This is a genomic window from Lysinibacillus sp. RS11 (assembly GCF_042019215.1).
Classification (GTDB): Bacteria; Bacillota; Bacilli; order Bacillales_A; family Planococcaceae; genus Lysinibacillus; species Lysinibacillus xylanilyticus_A.
In genome coordinates this window covers 61,530-78,573 of the sequence record NZ_CP168124.1, presented here as the reverse complement: position 1 = coordinate 78,573, position 17,044 = coordinate 61,530, and the positions used below count along the sequence as shown (strand labels likewise).

The 17,044-nt window shown below is 38.0% G+C and carries 17 protein-coding genes; 1 reads left to right on the top strand and 16 read right to left on the bottom strand.

Going from position 1 to position 17,044, the window contains the following annotated elements; translation table 11 throughout:
• Window positions 1–177: 177 nt before the first annotated feature.
• The 8 genes from AB9L17_RS00460 to AB9L17_RS00425 all read right to left on the bottom strand — a co-directional run bounded on the left by AB9L17_RS00460 (window position 178) and on the right by AB9L17_RS00425 (window position 10,174).
• A complete protein-coding gene (locus tag AB9L17_RS00460; protein WP_068986595.1) occupies window positions 178–468 on the bottom strand; it encodes an RNA-binding S4 domain-containing protein in 291 nt (96 codons plus the stop codon).
• Between the two features lie 4 nt (window positions 469–472).
• Complete coding sequence (gene mazG, locus AB9L17_RS00455) at window positions 473–1,933, bottom strand: nucleoside triphosphate pyrophosphohydrolase (protein WP_068986594.1); 1,461 nt, start codon at window positions 1,931–1,933, stop codon at window positions 473–475.
• 9 nt (window positions 1,934–1,942) lie between these two features.
• Window positions 1,943–3,565, bottom strand: coding sequence for a putative polysaccharide biosynthesis protein (locus AB9L17_RS00450; RefSeq protein WP_223556246.1), 1,623 nt, complete (start codon window positions 3,563–3,565; stop codon window positions 1,943–1,945).
• Window positions 3,566–3,723: 158 nt separating this feature from the next.
• A complete protein-coding gene (spoVT, locus tag AB9L17_RS00445) occupies window positions 3,724–4,260 on the bottom strand; it encodes a stage V sporulation protein T (protein ID WP_068986592.1) in 537 nt (178 codons plus the stop codon).
• Window positions 4,261–4,611: 351 nt separating this feature from the next.
• A complete protein-coding gene (gene mfd / locus AB9L17_RS00440) occupies window positions 4,612–8,124 on the bottom strand; it encodes a transcription-repair coupling factor (RefSeq protein ID WP_068986591.1) in 3,513 nt (1,170 codons plus the stop codon).
• Window positions 8,125–8,262: 138 nt separating this feature from the next.
• Window positions 8,263–8,490 carry an anti-sigma-F factor Fin gene (locus tag AB9L17_RS00435; protein ID WP_010857031.1) on the bottom strand — a complete coding sequence of 76 codons (228 nt, stop codon included), beginning with the start codon at window positions 8,488–8,490 and terminating at the stop codon, window positions 8,263–8,265.
• Window positions 8,491–8,716: 226 nt separating this feature from the next.
• Complete coding sequence (gene pth, locus AB9L17_RS00430) at window positions 8,717–9,283, bottom strand: aminoacyl-tRNA hydrolase (RefSeq protein WP_068986590.1); 567 nt, start codon at window positions 9,281–9,283, stop codon at window positions 8,717–8,719.
• Between the two features lie 312 nt (window positions 9,284–9,595).
• Window positions 9,596–10,174 (bottom strand): 50S ribosomal protein L25/general stress protein Ctc, encoded by a 579-nt coding sequence (locus AB9L17_RS00425; protein ID WP_068986589.1) that lies wholly within the window; start codon window positions 10,172–10,174, stop codon window positions 9,596–9,598.
• A gap of 185 nt (window positions 10,175–10,359) precedes the next feature.
• Between AB9L17_RS00425 and AB9L17_RS00420 the strand changes: the two genes are divergently transcribed.
• A complete protein-coding gene (locus tag AB9L17_RS00420; protein ID WP_375199916.1) occupies window positions 10,360–10,599 on the top strand; it encodes a hypothetical protein in 240 nt (79 codons plus the stop codon).
• Between the two features lie 172 nt (window positions 10,600–10,771).
• Here AB9L17_RS00420 and AB9L17_RS00415 read toward each other — a convergent pair whose 3' ends face one another.
• From AB9L17_RS00415 to veg, 8 genes are all read right to left on the bottom strand, one after another.
• A complete protein-coding gene (locus tag AB9L17_RS00415; RefSeq protein ID WP_049667363.1) occupies window positions 10,772–11,731 on the bottom strand; it encodes a ribose-phosphate diphosphokinase in 960 nt (319 codons plus the stop codon).
• A 24-nt stretch (window positions 11,732–11,755) separates the two neighbouring features.
• Window positions 11,756–13,126: a bifunctional UDP-N-acetylglucosamine diphosphorylase/glucosamine-1-phosphate N-acetyltransferase GlmU gene (gene glmU, locus AB9L17_RS00410; RefSeq protein WP_068986587.1), complete on the bottom strand. Its 1,371-nt coding sequence runs from the start codon at window positions 13,124–13,126 to the stop codon at window positions 11,756–11,758.
• Window positions 13,127–13,537: 411 nt separating this feature from the next.
• Window positions 13,538–13,840 (bottom strand): septation regulator SpoVG, encoded by a 303-nt coding sequence (gene spoVG, locus AB9L17_RS00405; RefSeq protein ID WP_068986586.1) that lies wholly within the window; start codon window positions 13,838–13,840, stop codon window positions 13,538–13,540.
• A 235-nt stretch (window positions 13,841–14,075) separates the two neighbouring features.
• A complete protein-coding gene (locus AB9L17_RS00400) occupies window positions 14,076–14,450 on the bottom strand; it encodes a RidA family protein (RefSeq protein WP_223556237.1) in 375 nt (124 codons plus the stop codon).
• A 3-nt stretch (window positions 14,451–14,453) separates the two neighbouring features.
• Window positions 14,454–15,281 (bottom strand): pur operon repressor, encoded by an 828-nt coding sequence (gene purR, locus AB9L17_RS00395; RefSeq protein WP_068986584.1) that lies wholly within the window; start codon window positions 15,279–15,281, stop codon window positions 14,454–14,456.
• A 56-nt stretch (window positions 15,282–15,337) separates the two neighbouring features.
• Window positions 15,338–16,204, bottom strand: coding sequence for a 4-(cytidine 5'-diphospho)-2-C-methyl-D-erythritol kinase (gene ispE, locus AB9L17_RS00390; RefSeq protein ID WP_068986583.1), 867 nt, complete (start codon window positions 16,202–16,204; stop codon window positions 15,338–15,340).
• A gap of 216 nt (window positions 16,205–16,420) precedes the next feature.
• On the bottom strand, window positions 16,421–16,603 hold the full coding sequence (locus AB9L17_RS00385) for a small, acid-soluble spore protein, alpha/beta type (RefSeq protein ID WP_053594103.1): 183 nt from the start codon (window positions 16,601–16,603) through the stop codon (window positions 16,421–16,423).
• A 113-nt stretch (window positions 16,604–16,716) separates the two neighbouring features.
• The gene (gene veg, locus AB9L17_RS00380) at window positions 16,717–16,977 is read right to left on the bottom strand and encodes a biofilm formation stimulator Veg (RefSeq protein ID WP_053594102.1); all 261 of its coding nucleotides are present in this window, start codon (window positions 16,975–16,977) and stop codon (window positions 16,717–16,719) included.
• Window positions 16,978–17,044: the final 67 nt, after the last annotated feature.

Sequence of the window (17,044 nt, the reverse complement as noted above, 5' to 3'; positions counted from 1 at the left end):
TCTTCCTCCTTTAGTCGTCCTAGCTTCTGTTCACTTTATGCGGACAACCTTAAAAGCATGACAACTTTATTAAAGTTGCTAAACTTTTACCATTCATTCGCATTTTTGTAGCTATATGCAGTAACAACTTTTGAGGACTTCAAAAGAGGACGAGACAAACATATAAGTCCGTATTACTTAGTCTTCATCATCAATAAATTCAGGTTCAATTTTTTCAAGACGCTCTTCTTTCAAAATAGTGAACATTTTTGCTGCATCTTCTTTTTTCACAGTATCACGTAATTCCTCTACACGTGCTGTCACAATTTTTTGTCCAAAACGAATGGCTAGCTCATCGCCAGCTTTAACAGCACTACTAGCTTTTGCTACCTTACCGTTAATCGTAATACGGCCTTGGTCTGCCACTTCTTTCGCTAATGTACGACGTTTAATTAAACGCGATACCTTTAAAAATTTATCTAATCGCATATTTTTACTCCTTTTCTAACTGCTTTGCTTCATTCCAGAAAGCATCTAATTGTTCTAATGTATAATCAGAAAACGGTTTTCCGCTTTCCTTTACCTTTGCTTCCACATAGCCAAAACGGCTCGCGAACTTCTCATTCGCATGTAACATAGCCTCTTCCGGAGATAGCTTGTAGAAACGTGCTAAATTCACAAGTGTAAACAAGACATCTCCAAATTCATCAAGACGTGACGCACTTGTACCTTTCGTCACCTCATTACGAAATTCCTGCCATTCCTCCGCAAACTTGTCCCATGCACCATCCACATCAGGCCAATCAAATCCTACCGTTGCAGCTCTTTTTTGATAATTATATGCTGTTTGTAAAGCTGAGGACGCTCGGTATTCCTCTTCCAATAGCGGCTTCTCACTTTTACCCTTTTCTTCTGCTTTTATAGCTTCCCAATTGGCTACAACACCTTCTGCATCTTCTACCGATACATCACCAAATACATGCGGGTGTCGACGAATCATTTTTTCACTGATTGAAGCTAAAACATCTTCCAATGTAAAGTAGCCTTGATCTTCTCCAATTTGTGCATGAAGGAATACTTGTAATAACACATCTCCAAGCTCCTCAATCATTGCAAAGTCATCCTCTGCATCTACAGCTGCCAAATATTCATGTGCCTCTTCTAATAAATATTTTTTCAATGATTCATGCGTTTGCTTTTGATCCCACGGACAGCCATCTGGCCCTCTTAAAGTAGCAATAATTTGACGGAAAGTGGTCCAGTCTCGTAATGCCCCCTCTTGTGATTTCACAGGCGGCACATATACCGTTGTTAAATTGTTCACCTCAACGCTTTGATCGAGCTCATAAAGTGGTACTGTTACTAACTTTTCCTGTGCTGATCCCGCTGCCGTAACTACAGTAACAGGGTATTCATCATCATATTTCTCCATCAACGTTAGCTTTACTTCTGATGCACTAAATGTATCATATACTTGGGCTATTAAAATATGTTGACGCATGTTAATGTCATGCATAGAAAAGTTAGTGCCATCTAGCAATTGAAAGCCTTCAATCGGGTCGATTTTCAACGCGCCAAATATTGGATCTAAGAAGCTTTGCCCACCTTCAATGATTAAATTTACCTTTCCCTCATCCGCCGCTGCAATAAGCAACTGTACAGTCTGCTCCGCAACAAGTGGATGTCCTGGTACAGCGTACATTACATCTTCCATTAATGCCGCAGCCACAAGTTTTTCTGCAATTTCCTCATACACAGGCTGGAATGAATTATGTTCTTCATAGACTGCATCAAAGCTTTCAAATTGTAAGCCTTCTGCTGATAATTCATCTAATACTGGATGATCCACTGTACGAACATATAATTTTCTAGCCGCTTTTATTTTTTTATAGACACCCATTTGCAGTTGATCAAAATCACCCGCACCTAAGCCAATAACTGTTAATGTATTCAATCCATCCACCTACTTCTTCCGATTTAACCATAATTGATAAACAGCCATTCTGCGCCCAAACGGCAGTAAGTACCACTCTTTTTCAGCCAGTACTCGTAACTTAGCGATTACTGTAATCATTACAAATGCACCTAAACATACGGCTGTAGAACCTGCTATCACTGCGACAAATCGGGGTGATAAAAATTGGTTTAACAACTCTGGCACAAACTGTAACCAAACTAATACTACAATTGCCATGCTGAGTGAAGCAATTCCAACTTTTTTGTAAAAATCGGCTGGCGCTAATTGAATTGCCGTCATTTTCTTCAAATAGAAAGCAAGCATCAGTGCTGTAAATAATAGACCCACATTATTAGCAATGGCCGCACCTAATACTCCGAAGAAACTAACTATCAGCACATTTAATATTATTTTTAATATAAAACCTATAATTAAAAATAACGCTGGCTTTTTTAATTTTCCATAACCTTGCAGAATAGCTGTAAATGTCAAAATAATCGACAAAGGAACAATTTGTAACACATATACCATAAGCACTTCTGATAGTGCATCTGTTTTAAAAAGCATTGCATTAATATAAGGCATAACGAGTATTAAACCTAGAGATGCTGCCCATCCAAATAATACAGACGCTCTATACGTTAGCTGTATAAACGGAATTGCACTACGCCCATCCTGTTTTTTAGACATATGTGCAATAAGAGGCACAATAGCAAGCGAAAGAGAAGAAGCAATGACAACTCCAAGCTGTACCAATGGCTGCCCGCGGTCATAAATACCTTTTGTTTCCTTAGCTACCGTCTGATCCATACCACCTTCGATTAATAGTGAATAAATAGTAAAGGAATCCACTAGCTGATAGCCTAGTAACAATAGACCACTCATGCTCACACTTAAGCTTAGTAACGTTACCTCTTTAATAACGGAAAAACTTTCGACACGTTGCTGTAGTTTTTGATCTTTCAATAGGCCAAAACGTTTTTTAAAGATAAACGCCAGTAATAAAAAGCCTACAATTTCGCCAATTACCGTACCTATAATGGCCATTTGCCCTGCGCTATATAGTGACTTTGTCGTCGTCATAATAATAAATGTACCTGCTAAAATGACAAATACTCTCACAGCTTGTTCAAGGACTTGTGCATAAGCAATCGGCTCCATAATACCTCTTGATTGAAAGCCACCCTTCAAAATAGCGAGAGCTGGCATGACAAGCACTATAAATGAACCAGTCCGTATTAAAGGTGCTAGCTCAGTATCGCCCATGAGCTGTGCAAGTATTTCAGCACCACCAAATAAAACACCAAAAAACAACAACGATAGTAATGTTAAATAGCGAAAAACAATACGTATAATACCGCTACGTTTCCGATTTCGCTCCAACGGGTCTAAAATACAATCATTATCTGCTAGCATTTTAGAAATGGCTACTGCAAAGCCGCTAGATGTCCACACAACAAAAATGGATATTATTGGATAAACCTGCTGGTAAATATAAAAACCTTCATCACCAACAAGATTTTGAAAAGGCACACGATAAATTGCACTAAGAACCTTCACAATAAGAGCAGCAATTGTAAGTAATGCCGCGCCCTTCATGTAGCTTTTCATGCCAAAACGTTCCGACATAAATTGCCCTCTTTCCTTCTATAACAATGCCAATAGTATAGCATATCTCAAAAGTTTGACGCGCCCGATTGCACCATCATAAATATTCTGTATACAACTATGTACAAAAAAAGTTATTGTTCAGCCTAAAAGGTCAGCGCAATAACTTTAAATTTTCATTAACTATTCATTTGTTTCGCTAAGAAGTTAGCAGCTGTTTCTGCGACTTTTACTTCAACCTCACCAACAAAATGCACTTTAGACAAAACGATAATACAGCCGATTGGATCACCATTTACCATAATAGGCGTTGCACAATATGACTTCACTTGCTCATATTGTCCAGGGACAATCTCAATAGTTGTTTCCATTTTTTCTATTTTTGTTGAACGCTCATCCATAAAACTTTCCGCAAAGGATGTAATACGACGATTAATGTACTCTTTCTTACCGATTCCTGAAACAGCAATTACTTCATCTCGGTCGGTTACAAATGCTGGAGTACCTAACGTTTCATATAATGTTTCTACATATTCTCTCGCAAATTCTCCCAAATCATTAATTGGAGAATATTTCTTTAAAATGACTTCACCTTCACGGTCTGTATAAATTTCTAGCGGGTCACCTTCACGAATACGTAGCGTCCTACGAATTTCTTTTGGAATAACCACACGCCCTAAATCATCAATACGACGAACAATTCCTGTTGCCTTCATTCTTAATGCCTCGCTTTCGCTACAATGAAATTTTTATTCAACAATAGTATGGTTTTTTATGAAGCAATCTATGCAAAAACTGAAGAAAAAGGATTTCACAGCCAACTTTATTTTTCAAAAAGGTTTTGGAAAGCCTAAGCCATTGCTCTAAATGCTTCTAACATGTAGAATTTTAACTTCAATCAACTTATCTTAGATTAACCACAGAACAAATTTCTATAAATGATTTATGAAAAAATTTAGTGAACCATAATAATCAATTCGACTTTGACGTTTCGACGCTTGTCATTTTATGCTTAGCCAAATAAAAAAGCTGATCATTACCCACGTGAGGTAAGATCAGCTTTTCATCTATTGTTGTTTTTTTGCATTAGCAATAATTTGCATCATTTCTTCTAAAATATCAAAGGGTTGGTATTTTCCACATTTTCGTTCATCGATCGTAAATTTCAATTGCATACCATCCATACCAAAACCGACAGCACGTTCAAATTTCATGGATTCCTCAACAATTTTACCGCCATCAACTCGCGCTGTACCTTCTGCAGACAGCAATAGTGTGACAATCTTTTGCTTTTCTTTCACAGATAATACCCCTGCATCTAATCCCCATACCTTCATACGTGCAATTCGCAGTAAGCGTTCTGTTTCAATCGGAAGATCACCGAAGCGATCCGCTAATTCCTCCATGATTTCGCTATATTCTTCCACATGATCCATTGCTTTAATACGTTTATACATTTGAATTTTTTGATAGCCGTCAGGAATGTATGCATCTGGGATATATGCATCAACACTCAATAGAATTTCTATGTCTGGCTTTTCTTCTTTTTTCACACCTGTTTGACGCTCGGCAATTGCTTCTTCTAGCATTTGTGAATATAAATCAAAACCGACAGAATCAATAAAGCCATGCTGTTGGGCCCCAAGCAAGTTACCAGCTCCACGAATGGATAAGTCACGCATAGCAATTTTAAAACCTGATCCCAACTCTGTAAATTCTTTAATCGCCTGTAATCGTTGCTCAGCCACATCTGTAAGAACTTTATCACGTTGATACATAAAGTACGCATATGCCACCCTATTAGAACGCCCTACACGACCACGCAATTGATAAAGCTGTGCTAAGCCCATTCGATCAGCATCATGGACAATCAATGTGTTCACATTTGGTATATCCACACCGGTCTCGATAATGGTTGTCGTTACTAGCACATCATAGTCACCTTCTAAAAAGGCTAATATTACAGATTCTAATTCGGATTCCGTCATTTTCCCATGTGCATGCCCTATACGTGCTTCTGGAACAAGCAGTTGAATCTCCTCGACTTTTCGAGCCATATCCTCTACACGATTGTATAAATAGAATACTTGGCCTCCACGTGCCATTTCTCTCTCAATGGCTTCACGCACTAATGCACCACTATGCTCCATTACATACGTTTGCACTGGGAAACGGTTGGCTGGTGGAGTTTCAATAACCGATAAATCACGAACACCTACCATCGACATATGCAACGTTCTTGGAATTGGAGTAGCTGTGAGCGTTAATACATCGACATTGGTTTTTAGTTGTTTAATTTTTTCCTTATGTGTAACGCCAAAACGTTGCTCTTCATCAACAATGAGCAGTCCTAAGTCTTGGAATGTTAGATCCTTAGATAAAATTCGGTGTGTTCCAACGACAATATCAACTTGTCCTTCTTTTAAACCTTTTAATGTCGCTGTTTGTTCTTTTTTTGTACGGAAACGAGACAAGAGACCTACGTTTATAGCGAAGTCTTGGAATCGTTCACGAATAGTTTCATAGTGCTGCTGCGCTAAAATTGTTGTTGGAACTAGGAAAGCGACCTGTTTACCATCTTGAATTGCTTTAAATGCGGCACGAATTGCTACCTCTGTTTTACCATAGCCTACGTCACCACATACGAGGCGATCCATAGGGCGTTCACGTTCCATATCACGTTTTACTTCAACAATTGAACGTAGCTGATCTTCTGTCTCCTCATACGGGAATGAAGCCTCGAAATTACGCTGATCATCGTTGTCAAACGCAAATGCATGGCCCTTCTCTGCTTCACGCTTCGCATAAAGTTTAATTAAATCATCAGCAATATCTTGTACAGCAGACGATACCTTTGCTTTGGCTTTTTTCCACTCTGCTCCACCTAATTTATGTAGCTTCGGTTCACGTTCTTCAGATGCCACATATTTTTGAATTAAATCGATTTGCTCTACTGGTACATATAATTTATCATCTGCACGATATCGAATGTGTAAGTAATCCTTATGTGTACCATTTACCTCTAATGTCTCTACACCAATATATTTCCCAATACCATGATGTACATGTACAACATAATCACCCGGTTTAATTTCTGTATAGCTTTTAATACGTTCGGCATTCGTCATTTTTTGAGGACGTGCTTTTTTCTTCGCCTGTTGTTTGAATAATTCATCCTCTGTCACGATCGCTAAACGTTGTAATGGCAATTCAAAGCCACTAGACAGTGAACCATCCACAATATAAATACCCGGCTCTGTTGGATCACCGATTGTCGTATGAATATCATATTCCTCAAGCATTTCCTGTACACGTTTAACACGTTCTTTATCCCTAGTAACGATAAGTACAGTAAATTTACCAAGTAGCCAGCGTTCAACCTCACTTTGTAATAAAGACATTTGACCATGAAATTGCTGCATTGGCTTACAAGAAAAGTTTGTCGTCTTATTAAATGTTACACCTGCAAATGTCCGTGAAAATAATGAGAAATATAATTTTTGCTGTGACAGCATTGCTAATATTTCTTTTAAAGAGAAGGCAGGCTTTACATCATGCACCATTTTTCCTTCTTCAATTAACGATAAAAACCATTCATCCTCTTCACGTTCCCAGGCTTCCATAACCTCCTGAATACGGCCAAGCTCATCAAATAGCACAATCCCATCATGTGCAAAATAGTCACCTAAGTAAGCAGTTTTCTCATACAATAACGAACCATATTTGTTTACGTAGTCTGGTAAATTCCCCTGCTGTAACAACTCAATATCATATTGTATATGCTGATAAAGTAACTCCTTTGTCTCTTGTTTTTTGACTTTCTTTAAGCTTGTCGCTAACGCCGCTTCTAAACGACTTGCCAACGCGACTCTTTCTTTCTTCGTCAAAATAACTTCAGACGCTGGTAGGATGCGAACTTTTTGCAATTTATCAATGGAACGTTGATCATCCGCTGAAAATGTTCGAATAGAGTCTACTTCCGTATCAAATAACTCAATACGAATAGGTGACTCTAAATACGGTGGATAAATATCTAGTATGCCACCACGTAGCGCAAATTCGCCAGGTGTCGTCACCATTGAATTACGTACGTAACCCATCTCTACTAATGTTTGTAGCCATTCTTCAGTCTGAATTTCCTCGCCTACTGCTGTTTGTAAAAAATATTGTAGCCAATGCTCTTTAGGCTGCATCATTTTGCGTAAGCCCGCAACTGGTATCACATACACAGCTTTTTCACCTCTAGCTAGGTGATCGAGTGTCGCGATTCGCTCTGCACGTAACTCTGGAGAGGCTACAGACAAGTCTGCGGCAATAAACTCATCCGCAGGATAATAATGAACATGCTCCTCACCTAAAAGTCCCACAAGCTCGTCAGCCATTTTTTGAGCTTGCAATAGATTAGGAGATACAATATAGATTGGTTTTTTAACATATTCAAATAACACATCGACCATTACCGGACGTGCGCTTCCTGTTAATCCTGTAATAAGTTGTGATGCAGTATGACCGCTCTGAATCTCCTGTAAAAATGATGTGATATGTTTGTCCTGCGACACAAGCTGTCGTAAAACTTCCACAGTCAAAAGCTCCTTTCAGCGCGTAATTCTATTCGTCATATTACTACGAATCTAGTACTATAATACGCATCTTTATTGTCCATTTTTTAAACGGAAAAAGCTTTGAACGCACGAAAGTGCGCCAAAGCATCCTTCCAATTATTGAATCCATTTATTGAGTGCGTGATAATCTGGATATTGTTTCAGCGAATCCTCACATTGCTCACAAATGCAGTGCACCGTCGTTTGTCCATGTTGATCTTTCTCAACATAATCATCCGCTTCTCCCATTTCGAAAATATGCAGTTTTCGAATTGTATCATCTGCATCAAATGGTAGTGTCCCTATTTCTACTTCACAATGTCGACATCGATAGCGAACTGACATCTCCAAATCATCCTCCTTTAAGCAACTTTCTACTTAAAGTATAGACATTTCTAAAAAGGATTATGCACTTTCCAATTCTCACTCAGCTTAAATGTCATAGTTACTATGCCTTCAGAAAAGAGAATAATTTTTGCATTGTGTTGAAGACTACGCTATACAGTTTAGTTGGCCGTAGTCGCAAGCTACCGATCGCAATATCCACAATAAGCTTTAACTCTTTATATATTTATTTACTACTGTTAAAGTGATTCATCACATCAAGAAATGGTTCTGAAAGAGATGCTTCTATAGCATTTACACACTTTTCAATAGCGTCCCCAACAATAGCTTGGTCTTCTTTTGAAAATTTAGATAACACGTAATCTGCTACCTTCATGCCAGTTGGCGGGCGATTAACCCCAACACGGATGCGATTAAATTCTTGCGTGCCTAAATGCTGAATTAATGATTTAATACCATTATGTCCACCTGCACTACCTTTTTGACGCAGACGTAATTTACCTGTTTCTAAATCTAAATCGTCATAGATAACAATTAAATCTTCCACATCAATATCAAAATAGTCCATAAGGGGACCAACACATTCCCCTGATAAATTCATATATGTTAAAGGTTTAACAAGTAGAACCTTTCCTTCAGGACGATGTACTGTTGCATACATACCGTTAAACTTTGAATTAGTTAAAGGTGTACCCCATTTTTCAGCTATAGCATCAATAACATCAAAGCCAATATTATGTCTTGTATGTTCATAAGGTTTACCCGGATTCCCTAAACCGACGATAATTTTCATAAGTACCTCTCTTCTTTCAAATCTAATAGTCATTATTTTACCATACCGTGTGCCAAGAAAGCATTTCGTACATTTCTTGAATGGAAAAAATTCAAAAATACAAAAGCTCTGATTAACTAAGAAAAGTATAGGTTCTTTTCAAAAGCTATAGTTGAGAATCCACTAAAAAACAGATAGGTCTCAAATAAAGTATCGTTCTCCTTTGTTAATCTTTTAATTATATGAGGTATATGGATTTCCATAAAACACAAAAGGGCTGTTAAAGAAGTATAGCCTTCTTTAACAGCCTTTCCTGATTATCTATTTTTACTCTTATTCAGTACGATCTGCTCCTTCAACTACTACAGCTGGAGCCATCATCGTTGCTAATATGCGCTCATCTTCACTAACAATCTCAAAATCTATTGTTTCACGAATATTTGCTACTGTAATAGACTCACCAATTAAGAGTTTAGTAATATCCACTTCAATTACTTCAGGCATATCAGTTGGTTTTACTTTAATTTTCAACTCTAAGTTAGGCTGCATCAAAATACCACCCTCACTTACGCCAACTGAATCTCCGACAAGTTTAATAGGCACATCAGCTTCTAATGCTTCAGACATATTAATTGCAAAAAAGTCTATATGATTTACTTCATCTCTCAAAGAGCTTTGTTGTATTTCTGACACAACAACATTCACTTTTTTCCCGTCCAAATCCATTGGAAATACACTGTTTTGTCCATTTTTTAAAATAGATTTTCTGAATTCCTTCGCTGAAATAGAAATTGGGGTTGAATCTAAATTATAGCCGTAAATAACCGCAGGAATGGCTCCCCCTTTTCTAAGTTGGGTTAATGTCGAACGATGCCCAGCTTCGCGCTTTTTAACACTTAATACTGTACTCATATCTATACTTCCCCTTCCAAGAAAAATTATTTACGCCTTACGATCAATGTCACTATCACTTTTTAAAATATAATGACATATGTTGAAGGCTATAATAATATTTACCTCTATTTCGGCTCATCACCATAACATGGGGTTGATCTTCGTTCCGACTGGGCGCTTTCCTGGGGGCGTCGGGATAACAAGTGTTTTCTGTGCGGAAGCTTAGTGCTAACTTAGCGGCAGCAAAAGGTTTTTATCTGCGCGAAAGCGAAGCGGCAGCGGCAACAGCACCGATGTTGGTCACGAAGGCGTTATCACAAGATGTGATGCACTTAGTATTCGTTCCTCTATCGCTAATCCCCCAGGAGTCGCTCAGTCTCCACTCCAATCAACTTTTTCATATAAAATATGTTTTAACAAAATGTATCCCCATCTTTAGGTGATAAACCTCTATTTTTTTAAAGTAGTGTAAATATTATTAAGTCACATTTACTATATACTCTTTTATAAGAAAATTCACACAAAAACACATATAAAAAGGACAAATCTACTTTTTAACGTAGATTTGTCCTTTTTTCGCCATATATTACTGCACTTTCAATATCTTTATTTATATTAATCAAATAGAGTACTTACAGATTTGTTTTCATAAACACGAGAGATTGCATCTGCCATTAATTTAGCTACCGAAAGCTCTGTAATTTTTGGAGATTTTTTCTCTTCAGGAAGCTGGATTGTATTTGTTACAACTAATTCTTTAATTGAAGAGTTTTCGATACGCTCGATTGCTGGACCTGATAATACTGGGTGAGAACAGCAAGCATAAACTTCTTTCGCACCAGCAGCACGTAATGCATCCGCGCCGATTGTAATCGTTCCTGCAGTGTCAATAATATCATCAATCAAGATTGCCACTTTACCATCAACATTACCAACAATGTTCATTACCTCTGCAACGTTTGGTTTTGGACGGCGTTTGTCAATAATTGCAATAGGTGCTTTTAAACGTTCTGCCATTTTACGAGCACGTGTTACACCACCATGGTCTGGAGAAACAACAACGATTTCTTCTTCTGGGATACCTTTTGATTTGAAGTAATCAGATAATAAAGGTACTGCCATCAAATGGTCGATTAAAATATCGAAGAAGCCTTGGATTTGTGGTGCATGTAAATCTAAAACGATAACACGTGTTGCACCAGCAGTTTCAAGTAAGTTTGCTACTAATTTAGCTGTAATTGGCTCGCGTGCCTTTGCTTTGCGGTCTTGACGAGCATAACCATAGTAAGGCATTACAACGTTTACTGTACGAGCAGATGCGCGTTTTACAGCATCTACCATAATTAAAAGCTCCATTAAATGTTCGTTTACAGGTGCAGAAGTAGACTGCACGATAAACACATCACAACCACGAATACTTTCTTCAATGCTAATTTGAACCTCTCCATCGCTGAAGTGCTTAACAGAAGATTTACCTAATTCAACACCCATTTCTTGCGCAATTTCTTGAGCAAGTGGATTATTTGAATTAAGAGAAAATATTTTTAATTGTGAGTTTGCATAATGATACGGCATGATGGCCTCCTGTTTAGTTGATAATTATTTTGAATTTAGTTTGCTTACATAATTCGGTTTGTTTTCTTGTCTTGCACGAGCAATTGCAAGTGCATCCTCAGGAACTTCTTTTGTTATTGTAGATCCTGCTGCAATAAATGAACCTTTTCCAACTTTCACTGGCGCTACTAAGTTAGTGTTACATCCTACAAATACATCATCTTCAATAATTGTTTGGAACTTGTTTTTCCCATCATAGTTTACTGTAATGGAACCACAGCCAATATTGACATTACTTCCGATTTCAGCATCACCTATATAGCTTAAGTGTGATACTTTCGTGTCATTACCCAGTTTACTTTTCTTCACTTCTACAAAGTTACCAATCTTCACATGACTACCAATGTCAGAAAGTGGTCGAATATGCGCAAACGGCCCAATAGCTGTGTCTTCCGCTACAGCGCTTTCACGCACAACAGAAGAATGCACAGTTGTTCGGTCACCGATTCGGCTATCCATGATTTGTGTGTTTGGTCCGATTATACAATCTTCGCCAATAACAGTCGCACCTTCAATCATTGAGCCTGGCTGAATGACAGTATCTCTACCAATCACTGCGTCTGCGCTAATATACGTTGTCTCTGGATTAATGATTGTCACACCGTTACGCATATGTTTTTCATTAATTCTTGCACGCATTAGCCCTTCTGCTTGTGATAAAGCCACACGATCATTAACACCGAGTGTTTCTTCAAAGTCTTCTGTTACATATGCTTCCACGACATCGCCTTGTTTTTGTAAAATTTCAATCACATCAGGTAAATAAAACTCACCCTGTGCGTTGTCGTTTTTCACAAGCTTTAATGTCTCAAATAACGCTTTATTATCAAAGCAGTACGTGCCCGTATTAATTTCTTTAACTAATTGTTGCTCTGCTGAAGCATCCTTTTGTTCAACAATTTGCTCCACCTGTCCATTGTCGCCACGTAAAATACGACCATAGCCTGTTGGGTTTTCAGCAATCGCTGTTAAAATAGTAGCCTTAGCATTCTTTGCTTGATGATGCTCGAACAAAGCTTGCATCGTTTCAGGACGAATAAGTGGCGTATCACCACAAACAACTAATGTTGTACCTTCTTCGCTACCTAAAATTTCCTCAGCCTGTTGTACAGCATGAGCTGTCCCTAACTGTTCAGCCTGTAAAACATATTCGCTTTTATCTCCAAGCTGTTGTTTTACCTTTTCTGCACCATGTCCTACAACCGTTACGATGCGATTCGCATCTAACGTTTGAATGTGATCCACCACATGTTGTACCATCGGTTTCCCACATACTGGATGGAGCACTTTATATAATTTGGACTTCATACGTGTACCTTGACCTGCAGCCAAAATGACAGCAAAAATGTTGCTCATCTGTAAGTCCTCCAATACGCTCATTTTCTCTTATGACTATATAGCAAAATCCATCTATTTTCAAGGTGTGTAGACTTGACAAAAAGATGAATTTCCAAATCAAATGCACCTTATGCTCGAATGTTAATATGTATTTCCCAAAACTGCTCTATTTCTCTTATTCACAAAATAAAAAGAACTCTCCAATCAAGAAGAGCTCTAATTATACACTATAACCAGATGTATACTAAAATTTGAATAGATTGGATTATTACCCTAGCATGGGGTTGATTTTCAGTCCCAACCTAGGCTCCGATGAGTCGCCCAGCATCCAATCAACTTATATACAAGGCATAGGTTTTATCAAATTTCATCTCCAACTTTTGAAGATGAGCCAATAGCTTTTTACATGAACACTTATTTCTTTTGTAACTATACGCCAATTCCTTCTAATTCTTCTGTTTTCTCGGCTTCTTCTGTTTCGCTTGAATTATGGTACTCGTTTAAAATAATCTCCTGAATTTTATTGCGAGTCGTTGAATTAATAGGATGCGCAATATCTCTAAATTCACCGTCTGGCGTTCGTTTACTTGGCATAGCAACAAACAAACCAGTATTCCCATCGATTACACGAATATCGTGAACCACAAACTCATTGTCGAGTGTAATGGAAGCAATCGCACGCATGCGACCATCCGTCTGTACACGACGTAATCTTACATCAGTAACTTCCATTTTCTCACCACCTCTCATCTTAGATGCCTAAATAAAAATCTAATATTCTTTATTACCGAATATTTTCCTTTTTCTAGTCTATCAAATTTTCTAAAAAATTTGAATACTCATTAGTATAATATTTCATCTAAATTACGGAAATTTTGACAATTGTTTGTCAGCTGCTCTGACACTTTAAAAAAAAAGCCCACTAAAAGAGCTAATCACTTCTCTTCTAGCGGGATTAAAAAATTTCTTATTTAACGATGGCAATAACTTCAATTTCTACTTTTACATCCTTCGGTAGACGTGCAACCTCTACTGCTGAACGAGCTGGTTTATGATCGCCAAAGTGACTAGCATATACTTCATTCATTGCAACAAAGTCGTTCATGTCCTTCATAAAAACAGTTGTTTTCACAACATTGTCTAAAGAAGTTCCAGCAGCTTCTAAAACTGCTTTCAAATTAGCAAATACTTGATTTGTTTGAGCTGTGATGTCGCCTTCTACTAATTCGCCAGCTGCTGTTAATGGAATTTGACCTGAGCTATAAAACATGCCGTTTACAATAATACCTTGTGAATATGGTCCGATTGCTGCTGGTGCATTTGTTGTTGCTACTACTTTCATTTGTCATTTCCCCTTTTTAGAAAAATAGTTACCTTCACTTAATGCAATTGTACGGTCCTTTTCATTGACCTCATGAAGCTTCACTAGTGAATAATAATCATCTACTAACGTCTCATCTGCATGCTCAGCCTCTACAAGTACTGCAATACCTGCCAACTGACAGTCAAATTCCTCTAATAGATTTTTCATGCCGTTCATTGTACCACCGACCTTCATAAAGTCGTCAGTAATAAGCACCCTTTGTCCACTCTTCATACTTCTTTTTGATAATACCATTGTCTGAATTCTTCTGGAAGAACCAGATACATAGTTGATGCTGACTGTAGAGCCTTCCGTTACCTTACTATCTCTTCTAACAACAACAACTGGTACATTTAAATGTCTTGCAATAGCGTGGGCAATAGAAATCCCTTTTGTCGCCACAGTCATTATGACGTCAATCTGCTGGTCAGCATAAGCTGATGCAAAAACCTTTCCAACTCGATTAATTAAATCTGGATTGCCGAGTAAGTCCGTCATAAATAAATAACCGCCTGGTAACAAACGATCTGAATGCTCAAGCTCCGCCTTTAAATCCTGAATAACTAAACGGACCTCAGCCTCGGACATTTTAGGAATATACTTAACTCCCCCAGCAGCGCCCGGTACTGTTATCAATAACCCGATTCCTTTTTCTTCGAAAGTTTCTTTTACAATCGTTAAATCTTCACTAATAGAAGACTTTGCAGATTGATATAGTTCTGAAAAATAAGTTAGCGGGATCAACTGATGTGGATGCTCTAGTAAATAGTACGTCATATCAACTAGTCGTTCACTACGTTTCCATTTCATGCGACCCTCTCCTAAACACGAATATTTATAGGTAAAATTAACATAAATTTGCGTTTTTAAGCAAGTGTATTTCGCTCGCCTAAAATTCGGACAGCATATACTTCTTCACAAAAACCACGTAAACCATTGTAAATGCGGCTTACACGAGCTTCACTATCCACTAAACCAAACACAGTTGGACCGCTTCCACTCATTAATGTTGCATCTGCCCCAAAGCGCTTCATCTGTTCCTTTAACATTACTACTTCTGGATGAAGTTTAAATGTTACAGTTTCTAAAACGTTTCCTAATGATGCACAGAGTAACTCATAATTTGTTGTTTCAATAGCATGAATCATTTGTTTCGTATTTGGATGTGCTAATCCTTCAACCTTTAGTCCACCATACACTTCAGCAGTAGAGACACCTATTTTTGGCTTAGCTAAGACTACCCAACAGTTTGGTGGTGCAGGTAATTCCTGAATTATTTCTCCACGTCCTGTTGCTAATGCCGTGCCACCATAGACACAAAAAGAAACATCTGAACCAATTTTAGCACCTAATTCAGCTAACTCGTCTATAGATAGCCCTAAATTCCACAACTCATTTAAACCTTTTAGTGTAGCAGCCGCATCGCTACTTCCACCTGCTAGCCCTGCTGCAATTGGTATTTCTTTTTCTATAGTAATGGATACACCTTGTCCAATGCCGTATGTATCTTTAACTAGACGCGCTGCCTGATAAGCAAAATTACGGTGATCATTTGGCACAAAATTATCAGTCGAAATTATTTCAATTACGCCATCTTCGCGAGATTCCAGACTAATACGATCAGCTAAATCGACAGTCGTCATGACCATCTCTACTTCGTGATAATTATCTGGTCTTTTATAAAGTACATCTAATGTTAAATTTATTTTTGCAGGCGCCTTTACATAAAGCATCTTTCTTCCTCCTTAGTATAAACAGCCGTTCATCTTTCACAAAGATTATTCATTTTATTTTACCATAACGGGAAAGCGAAAACGGAAAAAAAGAACCGTATACCCCTGTTTGGTGTAACGGTTCTCTCTCGTCAGTTGTGTTGTTGTGTCGACAGGAAGTTTTCATCCCTGCTGAAATGAAGTTACCTTTTATAAGTGGTCTATTTCAAAAATAGTCTACTTATTATGCTCTTGCTCACTACTTGCTCTTTCAGCCATTTCAATGGCACGCTTCACCATGTTACCGGCATCTCGAGCTTTTATGCCGCCCCAACCTTCTCGTTGCACAACATCATAAAATCCAAGTTCTTTAGCGATCTCTTCTTTTAAACGAGGTGACATGATACCTTTTCTAGGCATATAAACTCCTCCTTTAACAACTGACGAATTTAGTATGTCCCAGAAAACGCAAAACACTCATGCAGTTTTGAACATACATGAGCGTTTCAAAATATAGAAATAAGTACTAGAAACTATTTTGCGACAGCAGCCTTTGCTTCGTCTAAAAATGTAATCTCTACTGCTTCAGTTAAAATATCTGTGTAGCTATACGATACGCGCTTGCACGTATTGTCCTCTTGATCAAGCTCAACTACAAAAATAGCGCGATATGTCTCACGCAATACCCCTGCACACTCGACCGTTTTCTTGCGACCGCCGTTTGCTCTTAACTGCAAACGTTTACCCAAATGACAATCCAACGACTTTTTAATGTCCGCTAAAGTTTTTGGCATTTTCGCTTACACCTCACTACTACTTAGTATAAGCGATTCGCCCAAAAATGTCAACAAAATATAATAT